Source organism: Acidobacteriota bacterium, assembly GCA_026393675.1.
Classification (GTDB): domain Bacteria; phylum Acidobacteriota; class Vicinamibacteria; order Vicinamibacterales; family JAKQTR01; genus JBAXOX01.
Genome location: JAPKZQ010000003.1, coordinates 39,611 through 62,697 on the forward strand (window position 1 = coordinate 39,611; position 23,087 = coordinate 62,697).

The window sequence follows — 23,087 nt, forward strand, 5'->3', positions numbered from 1 at the left end:
ACCTACGGCAGCGCACACCTATGTGGCAGCGTTGACGGAATCACGACCCCGTGGCACGCTGGACGGATGCGCTGTCCATCCTGCGACGCTCGACCGGCCCGCCGCGCCTGCCCGGCCCTCGGAAAAAGCATCTGTTCGGTCTGCTGTGGCACCAAGCGCCATGTCGACATCAGGTGCCCGGACACCTGTCCGTACCTGTCCTCATCCCGATCGCACCCTCCCGCTATGGTGCGAAAGCAGCAGGAGCAGGATATGGCGATGCTCGTGCCCGGGATGATGGGGCTGTCTGATGGACAGCAGCGGCTGTTCTTCCTGAGCCTGACGCTCATTCACCGATTCCGCGGAGAAGGCCTCGAGGCGGCACGCGATGTCGAGGTCGCCGACGCGGCCGGGTCGCTGGCCTCGACGTATGAAACTGAATCGAAGGGCCTGATTTATGAGCACCGGGCAGGCTCACTGCCAGCCCAGCGAATGGCCACCGAACTCCGCACGGTGTTCGATGAGTTGGGGCGGGAGCGCCCGTCCGCGTTTGTCCGCGATGCGGCTGCCGTCCTTCGGCGACTCGAGCAGCTGGCGCGTGGCGCGCAGAAGACGGCGCCAGGCGACTCTCTCTATTTCCTGAACCTGATCGGTCGGGTCGCGGGGCGAATCGCCTCGGCCGCGGGCGCACCCGAGCCACTCGGGTCGGCCGACGGCTCGGAGGCCGCCGCCAGGCCCGCCATCATCATGCCGTAGTGCTTCGACTCGCAATGCCGGTTGAGCGTTCTTGCGAACCGGTCGGGTGAAGTGCTCGCTCAGCACTACGTCCTGAGTGAACAGATTCGTTGCCGAGCTCATGAATTGAAGGACGTAGGCGACCCGCAGTGGTCTACTTTCAACTTCTTCCCGTGATGGACGGCACGGCGTATGCTAACGCCGACGTCTCACCCGCACCACCCATTACCCAAATCTGAGCAGGGGCAACAACGTGCTTGGTGTGGTGGACCCGCCATCCTCGTCAGAACAGGCGGCGCGATCTCGCTCGGGCTAGTCTTTGGATTAGCCCTAATCATGGCTTTAGGTTAGATATTGCCGTCGTTCCTGCCGAGTCATCGGTTGATCGTAGTTCAGGCCGCGCGTGGATTCGTCAAAGATCAGGTGGTTCTTCGCGCGGTCGTACCTTCGGCCGAATCCTGCTTCGTGGACATCGCCGAAACGGTCCTCGTAATGAACTTCGCCGGAAAGCCACCATGTATGAGTGGCCAGCATTTCCTTGCCAACAGGCACGTCCACCGAGCACATCATGCTGGCTTCGGCCGTGAGAAGCATGGGCGCAACATCGATGAACTTCTTGAGTTCCACCAATTGACTGCCGGGTGTATCGGTGGCCGACCACCAGATGTTGCCCCCGAGAACCTGCCCCGGAGTCTTCCCGCGATTCATGATTTTCATTCGGATGGAGGCGCTGTCCTCGCGCAACTCAGTCAGCCGGACGTGAGAAACGCCGATATAGGCTCGTTCGACCACCTTGGTGTGGTCACGCATTTGTCGATAGACGATGACCTGCCAACATGCGAAGAGGGCAATAACAGCAGTTATCCACGTAATCGGATTCATCAAATCATCGGCCAAGCGGTCAGTTTTGTTCTGTTCATGTGTGGTTGCTGGCTCGTCATTATTCGTAGTGGCGATTATCTGGCGAGAGGCTACAGGCTCCGGGGATGGTTGGCCCGGCTGATCGGCATCCTTGTGTTTCTGGTCGGTTGGGTCAGCGGACTGTGGGGTTGGTTCGGCGAACTGTGGGGTTGGTGGTGGTTGTGACCGTGTCGCCACGCCGGAGACGCAGCCGACAATGACCGCGACGACCACGATCCATTTCATCCCGACGATGAGTAAATCCGGGTTGTCGCCGTCGTAGAACAGGTTCATGACCGGCCGATTGTAACTCAGGCGCGGTCGAGTAAGGCCACGATCTCAGTGATCGTCCAAACGTGATCGGAGATGCCCGCTTCCATCGCGGGCGTGACTCGGAGGGTCTGATGAATCTTGGCGAAGTTGTAATACAGGAAGTGCAGCGCAACGGCGTGCGCGTGCATTTCGACCTTCTTCGAGAACCCGTTCGTCAGGCGGGTGAACCGTCGCATGTGCATCCGCATGGTCAGGTTCTGCCGCTCAACGTAACTCGTGCTGATGTGTTTCGGGTTCGGGTTGCCCGTGATCGGTCGGGCGATGGCTCCAAGGCAGACGGCCGGACTGTACCGCTTCTCGGCAATCGGGTCAGACCCGTAGATTTTCTGAAGCATGGCGTAGTCGATGTCCGCGCCGAACGCATCCTCAACCGCCGCGAGGTAGGGCGTGTGACCGTCCGTCGTGAGTTGTACGCGATGGCGCAAACGACTCGCCACGTCCTGCATGAATTCATAGGCCGATCCGGCGTCTCGCGCGCCGACGAGCCACGACACGATCAGCTTGGAATCGGCATCCAGTGCCGTCCAGGTCCAGATGTCGCCCGCGTCGGGGTGTGTGGCGGCGATTTTCGCCGTGACGTTTTTCTGCTTGGCGTACACGAAGCACCAGATTTCGTCGCATTGAATCCGGCGGCAATGGAGGTTTCGCAGGTGCTCGTCTTGATACCGGACAGAGGCCGCGCCCAGGTCGCGGAGGAGCTTTTCGACGGTCATCCGAGCTACGCCGGTCATGCGGGCCGTGGCGCGAAGGCCGCAACCTTCAACCAGGGCCGCCACCACTCGAACACGGTCCTCGGTGCTCAGCTTGTTCATACTAGACAATATACTTGCTCGTGCAAGTATTGTCAAGTGGTGAGACGAAATAAGTTCGGCGTCGGCGACTCGGTTCGCGTAGTCTCTGTGCCATGTCAACACGCAATGCGGCTTTCGGAGTGGGTGGCGTAATGCTTGGACTATTCGCGACGGTGGCGGTAGCGCAGGCCCAGTCCGCGCCAAACCCGTGGACGGCGTTCCTCGTACGAGCCACTTGGCTTGTGCCAACGCTGGCAATAATCACCGCCTGTTGCTTTGTGTTTGCCATCCTGCAGACCGGCCCAGGGAGCCGTTGGGCATGGCGCGTATTCAGAAGAGTTGTTCCTCCACCAGACCAATGCGTCGGTGGCCGGGCGGTCGTCTCTGAACCGCCAGCCGAAACCATCACATTGGTAACTCCGTCCGACTGGCACCGCTTGGAGACTAGTTTTACCGTCATGGATGCCGCGCTTGAAGGCATGTGGCAGCAAGAGAAGGGCATCAACGGCGCGTCAACAAGTTGGCAAATACTGGGTGCCGACGAGAGATCGCGCGAACGCTGCGATGCGCGCGCCCGAGAAGCAGGGGCTCTCTTGCTTCACTCCCGTTACGTCTGTGCGGCGCATCCCGGACTCACCAAGGAAGCCGATCCGCTTGCGCGGTGGCTCAATACGGTGCAGAAGTTTGCCGCCACGTCCGGCATACATGGAATCGGGACCGGAGAGGGTAAGGAACACACGTTCGGCTCAATCTCCGGCCTACCGAGCGCCTGCGTGGTGACCTGTGCTCAGTTGGCTGCGCGTGAGTTGGAATACGCGGCGAAAGGCAGGAAGGACGCGAAATGGGGATGACAACCGGAAAGCACCTTGTGCGGTTCGTCCTCCAGGCGGCCGTCTGCTATGTCCTATGGCTGGCCGTGGACGGTCTTTTGGTATGGATACTGGAGAGATTCGCGGGGATGCCGTTTCCAGCAAGGTTCTACGGCGACCCACCGACAAGATACTTGGTGGTCGATACTGTCGCCCTCGTAATCGCCGTGTCACTGCAAACGCGCTGGCGATGGCCGGATTGGCCGAAATCGTAGGTCGGCGGCGTCTGAATAACTGAGAATGTCGCTCGACTAAACGATCTCGTTGGACAACTTCGACGGGATCTTCGTGATCGCGACCTAGTGGATTAATCAGAAATGTGGGGGGAATATGACGGATGCCAAGTCAGATGATTTCGACTGGGTGACTGCTCGCCATCAGTGCTCGGTAGGCATCATCTTTGAACGGTTGCGCGTCCGAACTAGCGCAGACGTCGCGCTTCGTAACAAACGGCTGGAATCTGAACGTGAGGTTGCCCCGCTGACGGTCACTACTGACGGGGCGTCTTTCTCTGTTTTGAGGGGTCCGACGCGGGTCGTGAGGTTCATGTTGCGGGGCGAGACGATCGACGTGTCGGACGAGAAGATCCAGACTGTCATGGAAGCTACGTTAACTCTCAACGATGCGGGAGAGTGTCGGCTAAGAGTCGGCGACGAGGAATTGCTGCTGTGGCAGTTTCTGAAACGGGCGCTTGAAACGCTGTTCTTTGGTTAGCGTCACCGCTGGCCAGACCGAATGATGGCGTGTCTGACCATGTACTCGACCAGAATGCCGATGATGAGCGGCACGAAAGACTGGTCGTAGATTGACGACGCGCACGACGCCCATAGGATAAGTGCTGATACGAGATGACACAACCGCTGGCCCTTCTTGAGCGTTCCGTCCTGGTCGTAGTTGGTTGCGACAGCGGCGATGTGTCGCAGCCCAAGGAGCGCGACCAGCGCGATCGAGACGAACAGAACGATCCTCACGTGTCTAGTGTTTCTTCCACCGCGCCTGAACCGCTTTCTTGGCGATGGCGCGGCGGCGGGCAGGAGACAGGCTGGCAGCCCTCGCTTTGCCGCCCTTGGATGCACCCAAGGCTGCTAGGGCGACGGCGGCAGGATTACGGGTATCGGGTGGCGGGGCGATGACTGGAGTCTGGCCTGTCGCCTGCTGGACGACAGCAAAGGCGCGTTGGTTGGTGTCGCGGGGTAGACGTGTTCGGGTCTGCATGGATCTAGTGTACGCCGTGGCCGCGCAGATGCAACGCGCGAGAAATCGAAACTAGACCATTACCGGCGACCCGCAGTGCTCGGAATGAGCTGGAAGTCATGGTATGATTAGGGTTTCCGCCCTGCGTGGTTGGGGGTCACTGAGGACCCTTCCACCAAAGGGCGTCAGGTGATGACGTATGGCAAAGCAATGTGAAATTTGCGGCAAGCGCCCGGTGATGGGTCGTAAGGTCAGCCACGCCCACAATGTCTCGCCGAGGCGGTTCGAGCCAAATCTGCAGACGGTCCGCGCCTCGGTCAACGGTGGCGTCAAGCGAATGCGCGTGTGCACGCGGTGCCTGCGCTCGAACAAGGTCGTCAAGGCCGCGCCTAGGACGGTTACTCCTCATGCGTGATGCCATCAGCACGACCGACGCGCCCCAGGCCATTGGCCCATACTCACAGGCCATCCGGGCCGGCAATCTGCTGTTCGCCTCTGGCCAGATTCCCATCGACCCAGTGACCGGGGCGATGGTGGCCGGTGACATCGCCGCCCAGACGCGCCGGGTCTTCGAGAACATCGCCGGCGTGCTGAAGGCGGCTGGCGGGTCGTTCGACCACGTCGTCAAGACGACGGTGTTCCTGGCCGACATGAATGATTTCGCGGCGATGAACGCGGTCTACGGCGAGTTTTTCGCGGCGCCGGCGCCGGCCCGTTCGACGGTCCAGGTTGCGCGGCTCCCGCGCGATGCGCGCGTCGAAATCGAGATCGTCGCCGTTCTCTGATTCGGGACACCAAGTTCAGAACGTCCCCTGTCCGCTGCTGGTCGGCACAGCCCGAGTCCGATCGACCGCGATCACGCCCTTCACACTCTTCAGCGACTTCATCACCTTCTCCAGGTGTTTCAGGTCGCTGATTTCCACAGTGACCTTGATCCAGCCGCGCTGTTGTTCGTCGGTACGCGCGTCGATGTCGATGATGTTGGTGTTGACCCCGGTGATCCGCGCGCTGACCTCGGCAATGATGCCCTTCCGGTCCTCGACCTCCACCGTCAGCCTGACGGTATAGCGCCCGGACTCCTTGCCCTTGTCCCATTCGACGTCGATCCGGCGCTCCGGGTCGTACATCAGGTTGGTCACGTTGGGACAGGTGGCGGAGTGCACCGACACACCCTTGCCGCGCGTGATGTAGCCCACGATCTTCTCACCGCGAATCGGATTACAGCATCGGGCTCGGACCACCAGCAGGTCATCGGCGCCAAGGACCTTGATCTGGTCGCCGCCGAGGCCAATCGCCCGCTTGACGGCCGCCGTCACAGCCGACTCGCGTTTCTCCTTAAGCGAATCCGCGGGAACAGCCTTGGTGAGGACCTGTCGGGCCCCAACCTTGCCATAACCAATCGCCGCGAAGAGATCCTCGGCCTTCGGCACGCCCCATTCCGGGGCGATCCGGTCGAGCAGGTCCTCATCAAACAAGGTCTTCAGGTTGACACCGAAACGCCGCGCCTCCTTCTCGAGCAGCTTCCGGCCGAGGTCGACGGCCCGCTCTTTCTCCTCCCCGTGCAGGAATTGTTTGATCTTGTTTCGTGCACGGGTCGTGACGACGTAGTTCAGCCAGTCGCGGTTGGGCTTGTGTTTGGGGTTGGTGACAATCTCGATGATGTCGCCGTTCCTGAGTCGCGTGCGCAGCGGCATCATCTTGCCGTTGATGCGCGCGCCGATGCAGCGATGCCCGACGTCGGTGTGAATCGTGTAGGCGAAATCGATGATCGACGAATCGCGGGGAAGCGACTTCACCTGACCCTTTGGTGTGAAGGTGTAGACCTCTCCAGGATACAGATCGACCTTGAGATTCTGGATGAACTCCTGCGGGTCCCGCACTTCCTGCTGCCACTCGAGCAGTTGCCGCAGCCACTGGAAGTACCGCTCGTCGTTGGCGGCGCCGACGCGGCCTTCCTTGTACTTCCAGTGCGACGCGATGCCTTCCTCAGCCTGACGGTGCATTTCCTCGGTCCGGATTTGCACCTCGAACGGGATCCCGAGGGCGCTGATGACGGAGGTGTGGAGCGATTGGTACCCGTTGGGCCGCGGCATCGCGATGAAGTCCTTGATGCGACCCGGCACCGGCGGCCACGCGTGATGAATGATGCCCAGGCTGGCGTAGCAGTCCTTGACGGTCTTCGTGATGATGCGGACCGCCAGAAAGTCGTAGACCTGCTCCAGCTCAATCTTCTGGCGCTTCAGTTTCTCGTTAATGCTGTAGAGCCGCTTGATCCGCCCGTCGATCGCCACGATGGGAATCTCGGCCTCGCGGATCTTGGTCTCGACCGTGCGGACGAGCTCCTCGACCATGCCCTCGGTCGCCTTGCGGCGCTTCTCCACGCGGATCTTGAGCGCCTCGTAGGCATCCGGCTCCAGGTGCCGGAACGACAGATCTTCGAGTTCGTTCTTCAGCCGGCTCATCCCGAGGCGGTTGGCGATCGGCGCGTAGATGTCGAGGGTTTCCTGTGCCGTCCGGGTCCGGCGGTCTTCGGGCATGTACTGGAGCGTCCGCATGTTGTGCATGCGGTCGGCGAGCTTCACCAGGATGACCCTGATGTCGTCGACCATCGCCAGCAGCATCTTGCGGAAGTTCTCGGCCTGGCGTTCCGCGCTGGACGAAAATGGGATGGCGCCGATCTTGGTCACCCCTTCGACCAGGTGCGCGACTTCCGGGCCAAACAGCTCCTGGATCCGTTCGACCGTGGTCAGGGTGTCTTCCACCACGTCGTGAAGCAGGCCCGCGATGATGGCCGCGGGGTCGAGCTTCAGATCCGCCAGAAAGTAGGCGACTTCGAGCGGATGGACCAGGTAGGGCTCCCCCGATCGGCGAACCTGTCCCTTGTGCGCAAACGCCGAGAACACGTACGCCCGGCGCAGTTGCTCGATGTCGGCTTCCGGGATGTAGGCCTGGGCGCGTTCGACTAGGTCTTCGAATCGAATCATGACGGATGGTGTCTAATTGTTGACAGGTGTCTTTGTGCCCGCCCAGGCACCATCATAGGGACGGGTTCCGTGGGCGGTCAAGGAAGACGGGTTTCCGGCCCAATTGAGCGGGGCGCGTGTCGCTCGCCCGCCGTAGCCTTGGCGAAGGCGGGTTGCTTGACTCACTTGTTTTCGGTTCACTATACTGGCCCGGCTCGGGGGTTTGCCCTTCCCGCGACCATGGGGGCGCAGGGCCTTCGGGACGGCTGGGTGTCTTTACAATCTGTTCTGATTCCGATGGCCGGTTCCGGCCGCTTCAAGCCGCGCGGCGCGCGTAAGGCAAGGGGGACACAATGTTGAGGGGATTCTGGCGGGGCGCATCACTGGCGATTCTCGTGGGGCTGGCCCTGTCGCTGGTTGCGTGCAGCCAGTTCGGTAAGCTTCAGGCGAAACGGGCGTTCAAGGACGCCAACGTGCAGTACCAGCAGCAGGAGTACAAGAAGGCGTCGAAGCTGTACGAGGAGGCGGTCGCCGCCGACCCCGAGATGTCGCTGGCCTATTTCTACCTGGCCAACAGCTACGACAACATGTACAAGCCGGCTCGCAAGGGTGAGAAAGAGAACGACGAGTACCTGGCCAAGGCCATCGAGAACTACAGGAAGGCTTCGGAGAAGGAAACGGACCCGAAGTACCGCAAGCTCGCCCTCGAGTTCCTCGTGTCCGCGTACGGGGCCGACAAGATGAACGATCCCTCCCAGGCGATGCCCATCGTCGAGAAGATGATCCAGGTCGACCCCCAGGACACTGACGGTTACTTCCGCCTCGCCAAAATCCACGAAGACGCAGGCGAGTACGACAAGGCCGAGGCCATCCTGCTCAAGGCCAAGGAAGCGCGGCCAAACGACCCGATGGTCTACCTCCAGCTTGGCGGGTTCTACAATCGGCAGGAGGAATTCGGAAAGACCATCGAGGCGCTGACGCAGCGGGCCGCCATCGAGCCGAACAACCCGGAGGCCTACTACACGATTGCGACCTACTACTGGGAAAAGGCCTATAAGGACTTCCGCCTCAAGGAACCGGAAAAGAAGGACTTCGTAGCGAAGGGCATGACCGCGATCGACAAGGCCCTCCAGATCAAGCCCGACTACATGGACGCCATCATCTACAAGGGGCTCCTGCTCCGCCTCCAGGCAACGTTCGAGAAGGACGCCGCCAGGCAGACGGCATTGATCAAGGAAGCTGAGAAGCTCCAGGCTCAGGCGAAGGAACTGCAAAAGAAGAAGGTGTCGGGCGTCAAGTAGACGCCGGCCAGACACCGCTACTAGACGACCTCGGGGGCCGTCCCGGCTAGTGGCTGGGACGGCCCCTGGACTGTACAGGGGATTAGGATTGGGGGTTAGGCATTGGGGGCAGCCGTGCACCGGGCGAGTTCCTGGGAACGCCGGGCGCCCCTTCGAGTTCCCTCAGGGCTGGCAGCCCGGCACGTGTCCAGGCCACGCTGGAGCGTGGCGATCCCAGGGGAGCCTGCCTGTGGTCGTCGGCGTGGCGGACGGGGTTCTGGCGCCCTAGCCCCGTACAAACAAACGGCCAGTCAACCCGCACGAAGCGGGTCAGCCGGTCGCAGATTGAAACGCCGATGGGCTCCGGGCTAGTTGCCGCCGGTGTTCACGCCAGCCGCCTGGCGCATCCCCTCGGTGACGATGCCGACCTTCTCGACACCCGCACCCTTGGCGGCATCGATGACGTCGGTGATGTCACCGTAGCGCAACCGTCCGTCGCCCACGATGAACATCGTCTTGTCTTTGCGCTGCTCGAAGATGTTGCGCAGGCGCGATTCCAACTCCATGATGGTCACGTCCTGCTTGTTCACCGAGATGCGCCGGTCGGCGGTGTACTCGACCACGATCTGGGTGCTCGTATCGTTGGTCTGGTCCTTGGGCTTGGTGTCGAGGGGCAGATTGATGTCGAGCCCCTTCTGCGTGAGCGGCAGCGCCGCCATGAAGATAATCAGCAGCACGAGGAGAACGTCGATGAGCGGCGTGACGTTCATGTCCGCGCTCGCGACCAGTGCCTTCGACTTGACGTTATCCTCGGCGCCGAAATGCTTGTGGTGTGCCATCACTGACCTCCCGATGAACCGATCTTGCGTTCAGTGATGAGACCGATGTTCTCGATGTTCGCGGCCCGCAGCCGATCCATCGCCGCCATGATGGCAGAGTATGGAGCGTCCTTATCGCCCTTGATGAGAACCACCTTCTCCTTCTTGTTCTCCATCGCCTGCGTGATCTGAGTCGTCAGCTCATCCTCGCGGATCCGGAGGCCGTTGAGGTATATCTGCCTGTTCGCGTCAATCGCCACCACCGTCTGTTCCTGCGTTTCAGGTTTGTCCGCGGTGTTGGCGGCCTGCGGCAGTGTCACGGGCACGCCCTGCTGCAACATCGGCGCGATGAGCATCATGATGATCAGCAGCACCAGCATGACGTCGACCAACGGCGTGACATTGATGTCCGCCTTGAGGCCGCCCTTGCTGCTGCCCACATCCATTGACATAGTCGCCGTCTCCTCTGTCTAACTCCCGCATCTGCCCGCACGGCGCCCCGCGGCCCCTCTCCGGGGCCTGGCAGGAGACCGCGACGTGCACGACTAGGCGGTCTTCTTGATGAAGTAGTCGACGAGCTCCGACGAAGAGTTGTCCATCTCGACGTTGAAGTAATCGATCCGGCCCGTCAGGTAGTTGTAGAACCACACCGCCGGGATGGCCACGACGAGTCCGAGCGCGGTCTCGACGAGCGCTTCCGAGATACCGGCCGACACGGACCCGAGGCCGCCCGAACCGGTGGCCGCGATGCCCTGGAAGGCCGTGATGATGCCGATGACGGTGCCGAGCAGTCCGACGAACGGCGCCGTCGCGCCGATGGTCGCCAGCGCCGCGACGCCGCGCTTGAGGTCGGAGGCCGTCAGTGCGGAGGCGCGCTGGATGGCGCGGCGCACGGTGTCGACCATGTCTTCGCGGCTCAGCGAGGACCCGCCAGTGTCAGTCTGAAACTGGTACTCGTTCAAGCCGGCCAGCACGACCTTCGCCAGATGGCTGTAACGGAATTCCTTCTTCTGCGACAACGCCACGGCCTCCTTCAGGCGGCCGTCCTTGAGGTGCTTGGCCACCTGAGGCGCATACAGCCTGGACTGCTTGCGCGCCTGCAGGAAGGTGTAAAACCGCTCGATGGCCACGCCAAACGAAATCATGGACATGATGAACAATACCCACGCAATGGCTTTCGCGAAGTAGCCCATCTGGTTCCACATATCAATGAGGTTCATGTCTCTCCATCCTCCAGAAAACGAACGATGTTACCTGCCACTTTCACCGGGGCGCCGGCAGAAACGGCCCCCTCACCCGCATCAGTCGACACGACCGACAGGGCCTACTGCAGCGTAAAGTTCACCGTCACCGTCATGATGACCGGCACCGGCACGCCGTTGAGCAGCGTCGCCGTGAACTCCCACTGGCGCACCGCCTCGAGCGCTGCCTGGTCGAGCAGCGGAATCGAGCGCAACACGCGCGCGTCTTTCACCTTGCCATCCGCCCCGATCGTCGCCTCGATGATGACGAAACCCTGCACGCGCGCTGACTGGGCGATGCTCGGGTAGATGGGATTGACGTTCTTGACCTTGGTCGGAGGACGGATATTGCCGCCCACGCGAACCGGCGCCTGCGGTGGCGGCGGTGGAGGTGGCGCTTCGGGCAGACCGCCGACGATGCCGCCAGAGACGCCGCCGGGCACTCCACCTTCAACCCCGCCGGCAACGCCGCCTTCTGGCGCTTCGATGCCGGTCTCAGGTTTGATTTCCGACGGCGCCGTCACGGGCGCGGCCGCCGGGTTCACGTCCAGTATGGGCTTGGGCACCGCTGCCGCCGGTGGAGGCGGTGGCGGGGGTGGCGGCGGGGGTGGCGGCGGAGCCGTCACAAACGCCATCATCGCCGGTGGTGTCGGCAGAATGTCCGCCGCCATCAACGGGATGATCACCACAAGCGCAATGATGAGCGTGTGGACGAGAATCGAGAGCGGAACGGTATACCACTTCCGGCTCCCGAGCGTAATAGAGGGGTTTGTGACGTCCCCAAACATGTCGCGTGGCACCGGTCTTTCCTCCTAACCTCTTCGACTCACCCGGTTGACGAGGGCGGCCGATTATAGCCAGAGCCTCTTGGGGGTGTCAACGAATCCGACCACCGGGGTCGGGCTCCAGACCACCGCCTGTGAAATTAGACACCAAACATCAGAAATCGGCCATCGGCCCCGACCGGGCCAGTCGGATATCCCCCACCAGCCCGGGATTACCTCTACAAGGGCGCGGCATGCCGCGCCCCGACAAGAGGCGCGACCACTCGCGGGGCCCCTACTTCGCCCCAATGCGCATGCCGTAGAACGACCGCCAGACGAAGACGACCGCCACCATAAAGAAGACCGCCGCCAGCCCACGCGTCACCGCCAGGCCCGCATCCACACCCACTTTGACGGCCAGTTCCACCGCCAGGAGGCCAAACAGGGTCGTGAACTTGATCACCGGGTTCATGGCCACCGACGAGGTGTCCTTGAACGGGTCGCCCACGGTGTCGCCGACGACGGTGGCGGCGTGCAGGGGCGTGCCCTTTTCCTTGAATTCGGTCTCGACGATCTTTTTGGCGTTGTCCAACGCGCCGCCGGCGTTGGCCATGAAGATGGCCTGGAACAACCCGAACAGCGCAATCGACATCAGGTAGCCGATGAAGAAGAACGGCTCGACAAACGCAAAGGCCAGCGTCGAGAAGAACACCGCGAGGAAGATGTTGAACATCCCCCGCTGCGCGTACTGGGTGCAGATCTCCACGACTCTCTTGCTGTCGGCGACCGAGGCCTTTATCACACCTTCGAGTTTGATATTGGCCTTGATGAACTCGACGGCGCGGTACGCCCCGGTCGACACGGCCTGGATCGAAGCGCCGGTAAACCAGTAGATCATCGCGCCGCCGGTGATGAGACCAAGCAGGAACGGCGGGTGCAACAGCGACAGGTTGGTCACCAGTTCTGGCTGCAACCGGTTGGTCAGCAAGAAGATGATCGAGAAGATCATCGTCGTCGCGCCAACCACCGCGGTGCCAATCAGCACGGGCTTGGCTGTCGCCTTGAACGTGTTGCCGGCGCCGTCGTTCTCCTCGAGCAGGTCTTTCGCCCGGCGGAAATCGACGTCGAAGCCGTAATCCTTCTTGATCTGGGCCTTGACGCCGGGAATCTGCTCGATCGTGGAGAGTTCGAATACCGACTGCGCGTTGTCGGTGACCGGACCGTACGAATCGACGGCGATGGTCACCGGCCCCATGCCGAGGAAGCCGAAGGCCACGAGGCCGAACGCGAACACGGCCGGGGCAATCATCAGCGCGCCGAGGCCCATCGTGCTCACGAAGTACGCCGTCCCCATCAGCACAACGATGACGATGCCGAGCCAGTAGGCGCTGAAGTTGCCGGCCACGAGCCCGGAGAGGACGTTGAGCGAGGCGCCGCCTTCGCGCGACGCCTTCACGACTTCCTTCACGTGACCCGACTCGGTTGAGGTAAAGATCTTCACGACCTCCGGGATGATCGCGCCGGCCAGCGTGCCGCACGTGATGACGGTCGACAGCTTCCACCAGAGCGTCGTGTCGCCGCCGAGGTCCGGGATAAGGAGGTAGGACGCGATGTAGGTGAGAACGACCGAGACGAACGACGTCAGCCACACCAGCGACGTCAGCGGCGCCTCGAAATTCATCTTGGTAACCGTCGCGTAGCGCCCCTTCGCGATCGCGCTGTTGATCATGTAGGACAGGCCGCTGGCGATCACCATGATGACGCGCATCAGGAAGATCCACACGAGCAGCTGCACCTGCACGAACGGCGAGTTCACCGCCAGCAGGATGAACGAGATCAGTGCGACGCCGGTCACCCCGTACGTCTCGAAGCCGTCCGCGCTCGGGCCGACCGAGTCGCCCGCGTTATCGCCCGTGCAGTCCGCGATGACGCCGGGGTTGCGCGCATCATCTTCCTTGATGTTGAAGACGATCTTCATCAAGTCGGACCCGATGTCGGCGATCTTGGTGAAGATGCCGCCGGCAATGCGCAGCACCGACGCGCCCAGCGACTCGCCGATGGCGAACCCGATGAAGCACGGACCCGCGTAGTCTCCCGGAATGAACAGCAGAATGCACAGCATGATGAACAGCTCGACGCTGATGAGCATCATGCCGATGCTCATGCCGGCCTGCAGCGGGATGCGGGAGATCGCGAACGGCTTGCCCCGCAGGCTGGCGAACGCGGTGCGCGAGTTGGCGTAGGTGTTGATGCGGATGCCGTACCACGCCACCCCGTACGAACCCGCGATCCCGACCAGGCTGAACGCCAGGATGATCAGGACGCGCTCGGCCTCGAAACGCTGCAGGAAGCCGTAGTAGAAGACGATGACCGACCCGATGAACACCTCGAGGATCAAGATGAACTTGCCCTGTTGCAGCAGGTACGTCTTGCACGTCTCGTAGATCAGGTCGCCGATCTCCGCCATCGAGGCGTGCACCGGCTGCTTCTTGATGTCGTGGTGAATGTAGTAGCCGAACAGTAACCCGCCCACACACACCAGCAGCCCGAACATCAGCAGGGTCCGGCCGTCGGTCCCCAGGAACTTCGCCTGGGCGAGGTCGGGCAGGATGAGACTGGCCTCACCGCCGCCGTGGTGCTCGGCTGCGGCCTGAGGCGGCTCGGTCTGCGGCGTCTGGTGACCAGCCGCCATCACGAAGGTACCCATCAACGACAGCAGCGCGACCATCGTCAGCGCGATTGCCCAGGCGCGCCGCTGCGGCGACCGCCCGTGATTCCCGATTACCCGCATGATCATCTCCTCCACTCCTGCAATCCTCAGTGCTTCGACTCGCAATCACGGCCGCGCAACCTTGCGAGGCGATCCGCTGAAAAATGCTCGCTCAGCACTGAGTCCTGAGTGAATAAATTCGTTGCCGAATTTATGAATCGAAGGACTCAGCTAGCCAGCCACCACCCCAGCACGAGGGCCGCAATGACCAATCGATACCAGGCAAACGCGGCCAGCGAGTGGCTGGTCAGGTACTTCAAGAAGAACTTGATCGCCGCGTACCCCACGATGGCCGAGGTGCCCATGCCAAGAAGAAAAATCATGGCATCGTCGCGGCCCATCCCGCCCTTCAGCAGGTGCAGTCCTTCGTGGCCAGCCGCAGCCATGATGGCCGGCACGCCCAGCACAAACGAAAACCGGGCGGCGCCCTCGCGGGTCAACCCCAGAAACATGCCCATCGTGATCGTCGCGCCCGATCGCGAGACGCCCGGCACCAACGCCACCGCCTGTGCGACGCCAATCGCCAGGCCTTCGCCAGTCGACAGCGACCCGTCGTCGCGGCTGCGCGACCCGACACGCTCCACCCAGAAAAACAGCAGCGCTCCGAGCGCCAGCGTGACCGACGCCACGAGCGGGGTCCGGAGCTGCTCCTCGATCCGGCCCGCGACCAGCGGTCCGACGACGATCACCGGCAACGTTCCGACGACCACGAGTTGAAGCCGTCTCGCCCCCCCGTCTGCCGCGCGCTGGAACACGCCCGGAACCGCCGTCGCCATCGCGAGCAGGTCCTGGCGAAAAAACGCCACCACCGCGAGCAGCGTGCCGACGTGGCAGGCCACATCAAACGCCATTCCAAGCCGATCGGCGTCCACCCCGAACAGCATCCGGGCGAGAATCAGATGCGCCGAGCTGGAAACGGGAAGAAACTCCGTCAAGCCCTGCACGGCGCCGAGCAGTATCGCTGCGAGTACACCCAACCGGATTCTGCCTCAGTCCTTCGATTCACAAGTTCGGTGACGAACTTGTTCCCTCAGGACTTAGTGCTGAGCGAATCTGTTGACCAGATCGCCTTGCTTGAATACGCCACCATCGTTGCGAGTCGAAGCACTCAGGGGCCCGAGCGTCTATGCCCGATCCCGCTTGCTGCTCTTCTTTTTCGGCCCCGCGTCGACGGCGACTGGAGCGGCGACTGGCACCCGCGGCGCGTTCTTGCCGCGCCAGAACGTGACGATGGCGGCGGCAATGAACACGCTCGAATAGGTGCCCGTAATCGTGCCGACGATCATCGTGAACGCAAACCCCTTGAGCACCTCGCCACCGAACAGGAACAGGGCGATGACGCTCATGAGCACGGTGCCTGCGGTAATGACGGTACGACCCAATGTCTGATTGATAGATCTGTTGACCACCTCGTCAATCGCGTCGCGCCGCATGCCTCTGAGGTTCTCCCGGACTCGATCGAAGATCACGATCGTGTCGTTGGTCGAGTAGCCGGTGACCGTCAGAATGGCCGCGATGACATTGAGCGACATGTCGTAGCGGAAAAATGCCAGGAAGGCCAGCGTCACGAGCAGGTCGTGGAACGTTGCGACGACGGCGCCGACGCCGAAGCTCAGCCTGAACCGGAAGCCGATATAGACCAGCAATCCCGCCAACGAGAGCACCGTGGCCCAAAAGCCCTTCTGGGTCAATTCCCGGCCGACAATTGGGCCGACCACCTGCGAGCCGACCTGCTTGAACCCGCCGAGGTTGGCGTCCTTAACCGCCTTGACCACCTCGTCGGCCGTCCTGGTGAGGCTGGTGCCTTGCTCTTCGCCCGAATGGGGCAGCCGCACCATCACCCGGCGCTCCGATTCTTTGCCGTAGCGCTGGACCACGATGTTCTGCCCACCGCCGCCGACCTTTTCGGCATCGAGCGCAGTACGGATCTGGTCGATGGTCGGCGTCTGGTCGAACTCGAGGATGACGATGGTGCCGCCGGAGAATTCGACACCGAGGGCGAGCCCCTTGGTGGCGATGACGCCGATGCCCGCCGCGATGACAATCCACGACAGGATCAGCGCGTGCCAGCGCCACCGGAGAAAGTTGTAGTTCGGATTATGGAAAATCTGCATGGTGCCAGCCGTCGCTCGTTAGATGCTCAGCGTCTGGACCTTTCGGCCCGACAGAACCAGCTCGAAAATTGTCTTCGAGACGAAAGTGGACGTAAACAGGTTGGACACCAACCCGATCGAGAGCGTGGTCGCGAATCCGCGGATCGGACCGGTGCCGAACTGGAACAGGAAAGCCGCCGAAATCAGCGATGCGATGTGCGTATCGAGCAGGGTGAGGAAGACCCGGCTGAACCCGGCATCGACCGCCTGACGCACGCCGCGTTGCGCGGCGAGCTCCTCCTTGATGCGCTCGAAGATCAGGACGTTCGAATCCACGCCGATGCCCATCGTCAGCACGAAACCCGCGATGCCCGGCAGCGTCATCGTCGCCCCGAGGTAGGCCATCAGCCCGAGCAGGATCGCGAGGTTGAAGGATAGCGCCACGACCGCGTTCACGCCCGACAGCTTGTAGTAGGCGAGCATGAACAGCATGATCAGGATCAAGCCCACCGCGGATGCGATGATGCCGGACCGGATCGAATCGGCACCGAGCGTCGGGCCGACCGTGTTCTTTTCGAGGTACGTGAGCGACGCCGGCAGCGCGCCCGAACGCAGCACGAGCGAGAGGTCCTGAACCTCCTGCTGCGTGAAGCTGCCACCCGAGATCTGGCCGTTATCGTCGATCCGACCCTCGATGTTGGGCGCCGACTGCACCCGCCCGTCAAGGATGATCGCCAGGCGGCGACCGATGTTCTCGCCGGTCGCCTTGCCAAACTTCCTGGCGCCATCCTGATTCAGCGTGAAACTGACCGCCGGGCGACCGTTCGTGTCGATCGTCGGTTTGGCGTTCCGCAGGTCGCGCCCAGTCACCACTGCCACCTTCCGGATCAGGTAGAACACGGTTTCGGCCCGCTCACCACGCTGCGACGAATCGCCCACGCCGGGCACGACTTCCATGTTGTTGGGAATCGCCCCGTTGCGGGACTGGAGCAGGCTCTCCTTGGTGCTCGCCGGACCGTCTTCTACCAGCTTCAACTCGAGTAGAGCCGTCGACCGGATGATCTCCTCTGCGCGCGCCACCTCGGTGATACCAGGCAACTCGACGATGATCTGGTCGTTGTTGGCGCCCGTCTGCGCAATCACCGGCTCGGCCACGCCCAGTTCGTTGACTCGCCGCTCGATGGTCTGCCGCGCCTGTGTCACCGCGTCTTCGCGCAACTGCACAATGATGTTCGGCTTCATCGTGAAGGTGTAGGTGCCGCCGACTCCGGATTCCCGGTTGAAGGAGACCTGCACTTCGTTGGCCGCCTCGCGAAACGCGCCGTCCTGATTCTGCGGGATGCCCTCGACCTTGAACTGCGTCGGGCTCACCCCCGAGAAGACCGCGCCGGAAATCCCCTTGCCGTCCACGGCCTCCCGCAGTTGCTCCATCGTGGTCTCGGTGTCGAGACGCAGCGCGTCGTCGGTATTGACGCGGAGCACCAGGTGGACGCCACCTTTGAGGTCAAGCCCCAGCTTCAGCCTGATTCCTTCGAAGGGATACGGGTAAAGAGGATAAAAAAACCAGCCCGCGGTCACGAGCACCACGAGCGAGATCACCACCCTCATGCGCAAGTTCTTCATGGGTCTACTGATTCACTGATTCGGGCGCGACCGGGTCCTGGCCCTGGTACCCAGCCACCGCCGCCTTGCTGATGTCAATCCGGACCTTGTCCGCGATCTGGACCTGGACGCTTTTGTCGGAGATCTTCGTGATCTGGCCGTAAATCCCGCTTGAGGTCACGATCCGATCGCCGACCTTGAGTGCGTTGAGGAATTGCTGGACCTTCTTCTGTTTCCGCTGCATGGGCAGCAGAATCAGGAAGTAGAAGATGGCCAGGACCAGGGCGAACGGGATGAGTTGCACCCAGGGGTTGGCGCCGCTATCGGCCGGTGCGGCCATCGCCAGCACTAGACCCTGAGGCAGAAGTCCTGTTTCGGTCATGAGTCACACAACGGGCGGGAAAAGGTTGAGCGCAGTGACTGTTGCAAACTTCCCAACGCGCCAAAAAATATAGCCTCTCTGATCCGCGCCATTGTGTCAAGGTAGAAGCGCAAATTATGAACAGTGTTGAGGATGGCGCCGGTCATCTCTCCAACCAGAAACAGGTGCCTCAGGTACGCCCTCGAGAAGTTCGCGCAGGTGTAGCAGGCGCAATTCGCGTCGAGCGGTCTGGCGTCTTCGGCGTACTTGGCGTTCTTGATGGTCAACCGCCCTTCGCTGGTGAACAACTGGCCGTTTCTGGCGTTTCGCGTGGGCATGACGCAGTCGAACAGATCGATGCCCCTGGCCACGGCCTCGACCAGATCCAGCGGGGTGCCCACCCCCATCAGGTAGCGGGGCCGGTCGGCCGGCAACTGAGGAGCCGTGTGCTCGACGACAGAGTACATAGTGTCGGTGGGCTCGCCCACGCTCAGCCCCCCGATGGCATAGGCCTCGAATCCCACGGCCAGCGTGCGTTCGACACTCAAGGTCCGCAGCGACGGGTCCGTGCCACCCTGGATGATGCCGAATTGGGCCTGACCGGGGTTGGTGATGATGGGAAAATGAGGTCCGACCCCATTTTCCCCGTCTTGCAGCTGGAGGAACCGCTCCCGGCAGCGCTGCGCCCAGCGAGCCGTCCGCTCGGTCGATTCGCGCACGGCGTCGAACGACGCCGGCTGCGCGAGGCACTCGTCGAGCACCATTGCGATATCCGACCCAAGCTGCGCCTGACTATCAGTGGCCCCTTCCGGGGTCAACAGGTGTTCCGACCCATCGAGGTGCGAGCGAAAGTGAATGCCCTCCTCTTTGATACGTCGGCGCTCGCCAAGGCTGAACGCCTGGAATCCCCCGCTGTCGGTGAGAATCGGCCGATTCCAGCCGATGAATCGGTGCAGACCGCCTTGCCTCGCGATCAACCCGTCTCCCGGTCTCAGCCAGAGGTGATACGTGTTGCCGAGAATAATCTCGGCTCCCTCACCCACGAGGTCGCGCGGCGTCAGCCCCTTGACGGCACCCCGCGTGCCGACCGCCATGAACGCTGGCGTCTGGACGACGCCGTGGGCCGTCGTCATCTCTCCCCTCCGGGCGGCGCCGTCGGTCGTCAGCACGCGGAAGGAGAAGACAGGTGGCATAGACACTCGAGCACCAAGAATACGGGACCGTAGGATATATTAGACTTCTGTGAAAAAAATCCGCGTCGGTATTGTATTCGGAGGCCGCTCGAGCGAACATCTCGTCTCGATCCGATCGGCCACGTCCGTTTTTGCCAACCTGGCTCGCGACCGATACGACCCGGTGGCGCTCTACGTCCTCCCTCAGGGCCGGTGGATCGTGCCCGATCGGCCGCCGGCGGCTCTTTCCGAGGCCGATGCCAAAGACTACGTGCGCGATCAGGAGGCGCGGCAGGCGCGAACCTCTCGGGAAGCACACCTGGTCGCATACCCCAACGACGACCAGGCGTTGCTGACCATCGAACGGCGGGGTCCGGATAACGAGGCGGGCCACGACACCGCGCTTGATTCGGCCGTGGTCCACGGCATGCATCTCGATGTCGTGTTCCCGGTCCTGCACGGACCGTGCGGCGAGGACGGCACGGTGCAGGGCCTGCTCGAACTCGCCAACCTGCCGTACGTGGGTGCCGGTGTGCTGGCCTCGTCGGTGGGCATGGACAAGGCCGTGATGAAGACGCTCTTCACGGCACGAGGGTTGCCGATCCCGGCGCACGTGGTGGTCAAGCGGCGCGACTGGCTGGCCGACCGCGCGCGGGTGCTCGCCGATCTGATGACGAGATTCAAGCTGCCGGTCTTCGTCAAGCCGGCCAATCTCGGATCGAGCGTCGGGATCAGCAAGGCGAAGGACCGTGCCGGGCTGGAGCAGGCCCTCGATCTGGCCGCGCAGTACGACCGCAAGCTGGTGGTCGAGGCGGCCGTGCCCAACGCCAGGGAGATTGAGGTGGCGGTCGTCGGAAACGACCAGCCTGAGGCATCGGTGCCCGGTGAGATCATCCCGTCGCGGGAGTTCTACGACTACGAGGCCAAGTACCTGGACGACGGATCGAAGCTCGAGATCCCCGCGTCGCTGACCCCGGCGCAGACCGCGGAGGTGCGGCGGCTGGCCGTCGAGGCGTTCCTCGCGGTCGACGCAGCCGGCATGGGGCGTATCGACTTCCTGCTCGATGGGAAGTCGGGTCAGTGGTTCGTCAACGAGATCAACACGATCCCCGGGTTCACCACGATCAGTATGTATCCGAAGCTCTGGGGCGCCACCGGGCTGGCGTACGCGGCGCTCCTCGACCGTTTGATCGAACTGGCGATCGAACGACACGCCGACAAACAGGATCTCCGCACGACCGTGTCGTGATCATGCGCAGCCAGGCCCGATGGGTCGTCGTGGCCGTCGCGCTGGTGGTGGCGTCGATGGCAAGCGGCCATGCCGCCATGGCGCCGATCAAGGGGCTCACGAACGCGCAAGGTTTGAAGCGCGCCTACGATCTGGTTTACGACGCCGATTTTGCGGCGGCCGATGCCGAACTGGCGCATGCCTGCGGACCGGCGCCGAGCGAAGCCTGCGAGGTGATTCGCTCAGCATCGCTCTGGTGGCAGGTGTATTTCGATCTGGACAGTCACAGCCTGGATCAGGCCTTCCTCACGCGCATCGGCGAGACCATCAATCGGTGCGACCAGTGGACCTCGCGTGAGCCCGAACGGGCGGAGGCGTGGTTCTATCTGGGTGCCGCCTATGGCTCGCGCGTGCAGTATCACGCCCAGCGCAGCGAGTATCTGGCCGCCGCGCGCGACGGCAAGCGCATCAAAAACGCGCTCGAGAAGGCGCTGTCGCTCGATAACCAGATCCAGGACGCCAATTTCGGGATCGGCATGTACGAGTACTACGCCGACACCGCCCCCGCCGTACTCAAGGTCCTCCGGTGGCTGCTCTTGCTGCCCGGGGGCGACAAGGCCAAGGGCCTGCGACAGATGATCCAGACCAGAAACCAGGGCGTTCTGCTAAAGAGCGACGCGGCCTACCAGCTTCACTTCATTTACCTCTGGTACGAAAAGAACCCGGACGGCGCCCTGGCGCTGCTCGAGGAGTTGAGGGCCCGCTACCCGCACAACCCGGTGTTCCTGCTGAATATCGCGCAGGTGCACGAGATCTACCGGAACGACCGGCCCGCCGCGCTGGCGGCGTATCGGTCGCTGGTGGATGCCGCACGCAGCGGCAATCTCCGGGAGGCTGAGCTGAGCGAGACATGGGGCCACCTCGGCGCCGCCGATCAGTTGGACGCGCTGGGCGAATCCGATCGGGCCCTTGACGAACTCCGCCTCATCGTCGAGCGGCGGCCCGTGAAGCCGTTCGGCGCGGTCGCCAGAGCGCACCTGGGACTAGGCCGCGCGTACGATCGACTGGGACGGCGCGACAAGGCCGTGGCCGAGTTTCAGGCCGCCCAGGCCAGCGCGCCCCTCGGCGATCCGCGCGAGATCCGCAAGGCGGCGCTCGACGGATTGTCGAGGGAGCCGGATGCGCGTACGACCGAGGCGTACCGGCTCTCGCTCGAAGGCTGGCGCGCCTTCGAGCGGGGCGCGACCAGTGAGGCCGCCCAGCAACTCGATCGGGCGATTGCACTCAGACCTGATGACGGCGTGCATCGGTTTCGGCGGGGACGCGTGCTGGAAGCCACAGGCAATCGCGCCCGCGCGCTGGTCGATTTCGAACGGGCCCTGCAGGCGCGGCCGGCGCCACCGCCGCCGTTTGTTGCCGGCTCGTTTGTCGCGTGTGGCCGGCTGTACGAAGCCGCCGGCGATCGCACGCGCGCCATCTCGAACTACGAGTGGGCCGCGCGCGTTGCTGGTGCCGACGCGCCGACACACGATGCCGCCACGCAAGCGCTGGCGCGCCTCCGCCGCTGATCATCCGCCCGCACGCGTGTCGCATTCGGTCGACAATCGACGCCTCACATCACTCACCGGGCTCGAGGCGTCTGGAGAAATCACTCATCGTACGTCACTTTGTGCTTGACATCGCTTTTTTCTCACCGATAATCTACATATTGTATGAGCCTGGATTGCTCAGCCCAGTGCTTGTGATCGTTTGAAGACGGTAACCAGCTGGGCAGCTACAATCCTAGGAGGACAAATGGCGAAGAAGACTGCGAAGAAGGCCACCAAGAAGGCGGCCAAGAAGCGCTAAGCGCTTCACATCATCTGCGGGGGTGGCGTCACCCCCGTTTTTTTGCGCGCACCTCCCGGCAGACGGGAGTTTTCACTCACACTGAACACGCCGAAAGGGGGGATTACGATGGCGAAGAAGACTGCAAAGAAAGCGACGAAGAAGGC

22 protein-coding genes are annotated in these 23,087 nt (G+C 62.5%); 8 read left to right on the plus strand and 14 right to left on the minus strand.

Translation table 11 applies throughout. The features are described from left to right. Nucleotides 1–252: 252 nt before the first annotated feature. A complete protein-coding gene (locus NT151_00675; GenBank protein ID MCX6537436.1) occupies nt 253–735 on the plus strand; it encodes a hypothetical protein in 483 nt (160 codons plus the stop codon). A gap of 321 nt (nt 736–1,056) precedes the next feature. Here the strand turns inward: NT151_00675 and NT151_00680 are convergent, their stop codons facing one another. Further along, nucleotides 1,057–1,908, minus strand: coding sequence for a hypothetical protein (locus tag NT151_00680; protein ID MCX6537437.1), 852 nt, complete (start codon nt 1,906–1,908; stop codon nt 1,057–1,059). Between the two features lie 17 nt (nt 1,909–1,925). Beyond that, a complete protein-coding gene (locus tag NT151_00685; protein ID MCX6537438.1) occupies nt 1,926–2,759 on the minus strand; it encodes an IS1 family transposase in 834 nt (277 codons plus the stop codon). A 437-nt stretch (nt 2,760–3,196) separates the two neighbouring features. On the opposite strand from NT151_00685, the gene NT151_00690 reads away from it, so the two are divergent. Continuing rightward, nucleotides 3,197–3,589, plus strand: a complete 393-nt coding sequence (locus NT151_00690) for a hypothetical protein (protein ID MCX6537439.1) — start codon at nt 3,197–3,199, stop codon at nt 3,587–3,589. Nucleotides 3,590–3,937: 348 nt separating this feature from the next. Continuing rightward, on the plus strand, nt 3,938–4,321 hold the full coding sequence (locus NT151_00695) for a hypothetical protein (GenBank protein ID MCX6537440.1): 384 nt from the start codon (nt 3,938–3,940) through the stop codon (nt 4,319–4,321). A gap of 2 nt (nt 4,322–4,323) precedes the next feature. Here the strand turns inward: NT151_00695 and NT151_00700 are convergent, their stop codons facing one another. Further along, nucleotides 4,324–4,578 (minus strand): hypothetical protein, encoded by a 255-nt coding sequence (locus NT151_00700; GenBank protein MCX6537441.1) that lies wholly within the window; start codon nt 4,576–4,578, stop codon nt 4,324–4,326. Between the two features lie 422 nt (nt 4,579–5,000). Here NT151_00700 and rpmB point away from each other — a divergent pair, with 422 nt between their 5' ends. Together rpmB and NT151_00710 are read left to right on the plus strand one after the other, a co-directional pair. Continuing rightward, entirely contained in the window at nt 5,001–5,216 is a 216-nt protein-coding gene (gene rpmB / locus NT151_00705) for a 50S ribosomal protein L28 (GenBank protein ID MCX6537442.1), read from the plus strand. Then, on the plus strand, nt 5,209–5,586 hold the full coding sequence (locus NT151_00710) for a RidA family protein (protein ID MCX6537443.1): 378 nt from the start codon (nt 5,209–5,211) through the stop codon (nt 5,584–5,586). The genes rpmB and NT151_00710 overlap by 8 nt, the downstream gene beginning before the upstream one ends. Before the next feature lie 15 nt (nt 5,587–5,601). Here NT151_00710 and NT151_00715 read toward each other — a convergent pair whose 3' ends face one another. Then, the gene (locus NT151_00715) at nt 5,602–7,785 is read right to left on the minus strand and encodes a bifunctional (p)ppGpp synthetase/guanosine-3',5'-bis(diphosphate) 3'-pyrophosphohydrolase (GenBank protein MCX6537444.1); all 2,184 of its coding nucleotides are present in this window, start codon (nt 7,783–7,785) and stop codon (nt 5,602–5,604) included. A gap of 332 nt (nt 7,786–8,117) precedes the next feature. Here NT151_00715 and NT151_00720 point away from each other — a divergent pair, with 332 nt between their 5' ends. Next, complete coding sequence (locus NT151_00720; protein ID MCX6537445.1) at nt 8,118–9,065, plus strand: tetratricopeptide repeat protein; 948 nt, start codon at nt 8,118–8,120, stop codon at nt 9,063–9,065. Nucleotides 9,066–9,412: 347 nt separating this feature from the next. On the opposite strand, the gene NT151_00725 is transcribed toward NT151_00720, so the two are convergent. The 10 genes from NT151_00725 to tgt all read right to left on the minus strand — a co-directional run bounded on the left by NT151_00725 (nt 9,413) and on the right by tgt (nt 19,886). Continuing rightward, the gene (locus NT151_00725; protein MCX6537446.1) at nt 9,413–9,883 is read right to left on the minus strand and encodes a biopolymer transporter ExbD; all 471 of its coding nucleotides are present in this window, start codon (nt 9,881–9,883) and stop codon (nt 9,413–9,415) included. Continuing rightward, the gene (locus NT151_00730; GenBank protein ID MCX6537447.1) at nt 9,883–10,314 is read right to left on the minus strand and encodes a biopolymer transporter ExbD; all 432 of its coding nucleotides are present in this window, start codon (nt 10,312–10,314) and stop codon (nt 9,883–9,885) included. Before NT151_00730 ends, NT151_00725 begins: the two co-directional genes overlap by 1 nt. Nucleotides 10,315–10,407: 93 nt before the next feature. Next, nucleotides 10,408–11,082 (minus strand): MotA/TolQ/ExbB proton channel family protein, encoded by a 675-nt coding sequence (locus NT151_00735; protein ID MCX6537448.1) that lies wholly within the window; start codon nt 11,080–11,082, stop codon nt 10,408–10,410. A gap of 104 nt (nt 11,083–11,186) precedes the next feature. Continuing rightward, the gene (locus NT151_00740) at nt 11,187–11,903 is read right to left on the minus strand and encodes a TonB family protein (protein ID MCX6537449.1); all 717 of its coding nucleotides are present in this window, start codon (nt 11,901–11,903) and stop codon (nt 11,187–11,189) included. 259 nt (nt 11,904–12,162) lie between these two features. Further along, entirely contained in the window at nt 12,163–14,559 is a 2,397-nt protein-coding gene (locus NT151_00745; GenBank protein ID MCX6537450.1) for a sodium-translocating pyrophosphatase, read from the minus strand. 245 nt (nt 14,560–14,804) lie between these two features. Beyond that, nucleotides 14,805–15,614 carry an undecaprenyl-diphosphate phosphatase gene (locus NT151_00750; GenBank protein MCX6537451.1) on the minus strand — a complete coding sequence of 270 codons (810 nt, stop codon included), beginning with the start codon at nt 15,612–15,614 and terminating at the stop codon, nt 14,805–14,807. Nucleotides 15,615–15,761: 147 nt separating this feature from the next. Next, a complete protein-coding gene (gene secF, locus NT151_00755) occupies nt 15,762–16,751 on the minus strand; it encodes a protein translocase subunit SecF (protein MCX6537452.1) in 990 nt (329 codons plus the stop codon). 18 nt (nt 16,752–16,769) lie between these two features. Next, entirely contained in the window at nt 16,770–18,353 is a 1,584-nt protein-coding gene (gene secD, locus NT151_00760) for a protein translocase subunit SecD (GenBank protein MCX6537453.1), read from the minus strand. 4 nt (nt 18,354–18,357) lie between these two features. After that, complete coding sequence (gene yajC, locus NT151_00765) at nt 18,358–18,714, minus strand: preprotein translocase subunit YajC (protein MCX6537454.1); 357 nt, start codon at nt 18,712–18,714, stop codon at nt 18,358–18,360. After that, nucleotides 18,711–19,886, minus strand: a complete 1,176-nt coding sequence (tgt, locus tag NT151_00770) for a tRNA guanosine(34) transglycosylase Tgt (protein MCX6537455.1) — start codon at nt 19,884–19,886, stop codon at nt 18,711–18,713. The genes yajC and tgt overlap by 4 nt, the downstream gene beginning before the upstream one ends. A 49-nt stretch (nt 19,887–19,935) precedes the next feature. Here tgt and NT151_00775 point away from each other — a divergent pair, with 49 nt between their 5' ends. Then, nucleotides 19,936–21,114 (plus strand): D-alanine--D-alanine ligase, encoded by a 1,179-nt coding sequence (locus tag NT151_00775; protein MCX6537456.1) that lies wholly within the window; start codon nt 19,936–19,938, stop codon nt 21,112–21,114. A 2-nt stretch (nt 21,115–21,116) separates the two neighbouring features. Beyond that, nucleotides 21,117–22,661, plus strand: a complete 1,545-nt coding sequence (locus NT151_00780; GenBank protein ID MCX6537457.1) for a tetratricopeptide repeat protein — start codon at nt 21,117–21,119, stop codon at nt 22,659–22,661. Nucleotides 22,662–23,087: the final 426 nt, after the last annotated feature.

What these genes read in the sequence shown, in the direction of transcription:
- NT151_00685 (MCX6537438.1), bottom strand. Translation starts at nt 2,759, where the DNA reads ATGAACAAGCTGAGCACCGAGGACCGTGTTCGAGTGGTGGCGGCCCTG.
- tgt (MCX6537455.1), bottom strand. Translation starts at nt 19,886, where the DNA reads ATGCCACCTGTCTTCTCCTTCCGCGTGCTGACGACCGACGGCGCCGCC.
- NT151_00715 (MCX6537444.1), bottom strand. Translation starts at nt 7,785, where the DNA reads ATGATTCGATTCGAAGACCTAGTCGAACGCGCCCAGGCCTACATCCCG.
- NT151_00725 (MCX6537446.1), bottom strand. Translation starts at nt 9,883, where the DNA reads ATGGCACACCACAAGCATTTCGGCGCCGAGGATAACGTCAAGTCGAAG.
- NT151_00745 (MCX6537450.1), bottom strand. Translation starts at nt 14,559, where the DNA reads ATGGCGGCTGGTCACCAGACGCCGCAGACCGAGCCGCCTCAGGCCGCA.
- NT151_00690 (MCX6537439.1), top strand. Translation starts at nt 3,197, where the DNA reads ATGGATGCCGCGCTTGAAGGCATGTGGCAGCAAGAGAAGGGCATCAAC.
- secF (MCX6537452.1), bottom strand. Translation starts at nt 16,751, where the DNA reads ATGCAGATTTTCCATAATCCGAACTACAACTTTCTCCGGTGGCGCTGG.
- NT151_00730 (MCX6537447.1), bottom strand. Translation starts at nt 10,314, where the DNA reads ATGTCAATGGATGTGGGCAGCAGCAAGGGCGGCCTCAAGGCGGACATC.
- NT151_00720 (MCX6537445.1), top strand. Translation starts at nt 8,118, where the DNA reads ATGTTGAGGGGATTCTGGCGGGGCGCATCACTGGCGATTCTCGTGGGG.
- NT151_00735 (MCX6537448.1), bottom strand. Translation starts at nt 11,082, where the DNA reads ATGAACCTCATTGATATGTGGAACCAGATGGGCTACTTCGCGAAAGCC.
- secD (MCX6537453.1), bottom strand. Translation starts at nt 18,353, where the DNA reads ATGAAGAACTTGCGCATGAGGGTGGTGATCTCGCTCGTGGTGCTCGTG.
- NT151_00675 (MCX6537436.1), top strand. Translation starts at nt 253, where the DNA reads ATGGCGATGCTCGTGCCCGGGATGATGGGGCTGTCTGATGGACAGCAG.
- yajC (MCX6537454.1), bottom strand. Translation starts at nt 18,714, where the DNA reads ATGACCGAAACAGGACTTCTGCCTCAGGGTCTAGTGCTGGCGATGGCC.
- NT151_00680 (MCX6537437.1), bottom strand. Translation starts at nt 1,908, where the DNA reads ATGAACCTGTTCTACGACGGCGACAACCCGGATTTACTCATCGTCGGG.
- NT151_00780 (MCX6537457.1), top strand. Translation starts at nt 21,117, where the DNA reads ATGCGCAGCCAGGCCCGATGGGTCGTCGTGGCCGTCGCGCTGGTGGTG.
- rpmB (MCX6537442.1), top strand. Translation starts at nt 5,001, where the DNA reads ATGGCAAAGCAATGTGAAATTTGCGGCAAGCGCCCGGTGATGGGTCGT.
- NT151_00695 (MCX6537440.1), top strand. Translation starts at nt 3,938, where the DNA reads ATGACGGATGCCAAGTCAGATGATTTCGACTGGGTGACTGCTCGCCAT.
- NT151_00710 (MCX6537443.1), top strand. Translation starts at nt 5,209, where the DNA reads ATGCGTGATGCCATCAGCACGACCGACGCGCCCCAGGCCATTGGCCCA.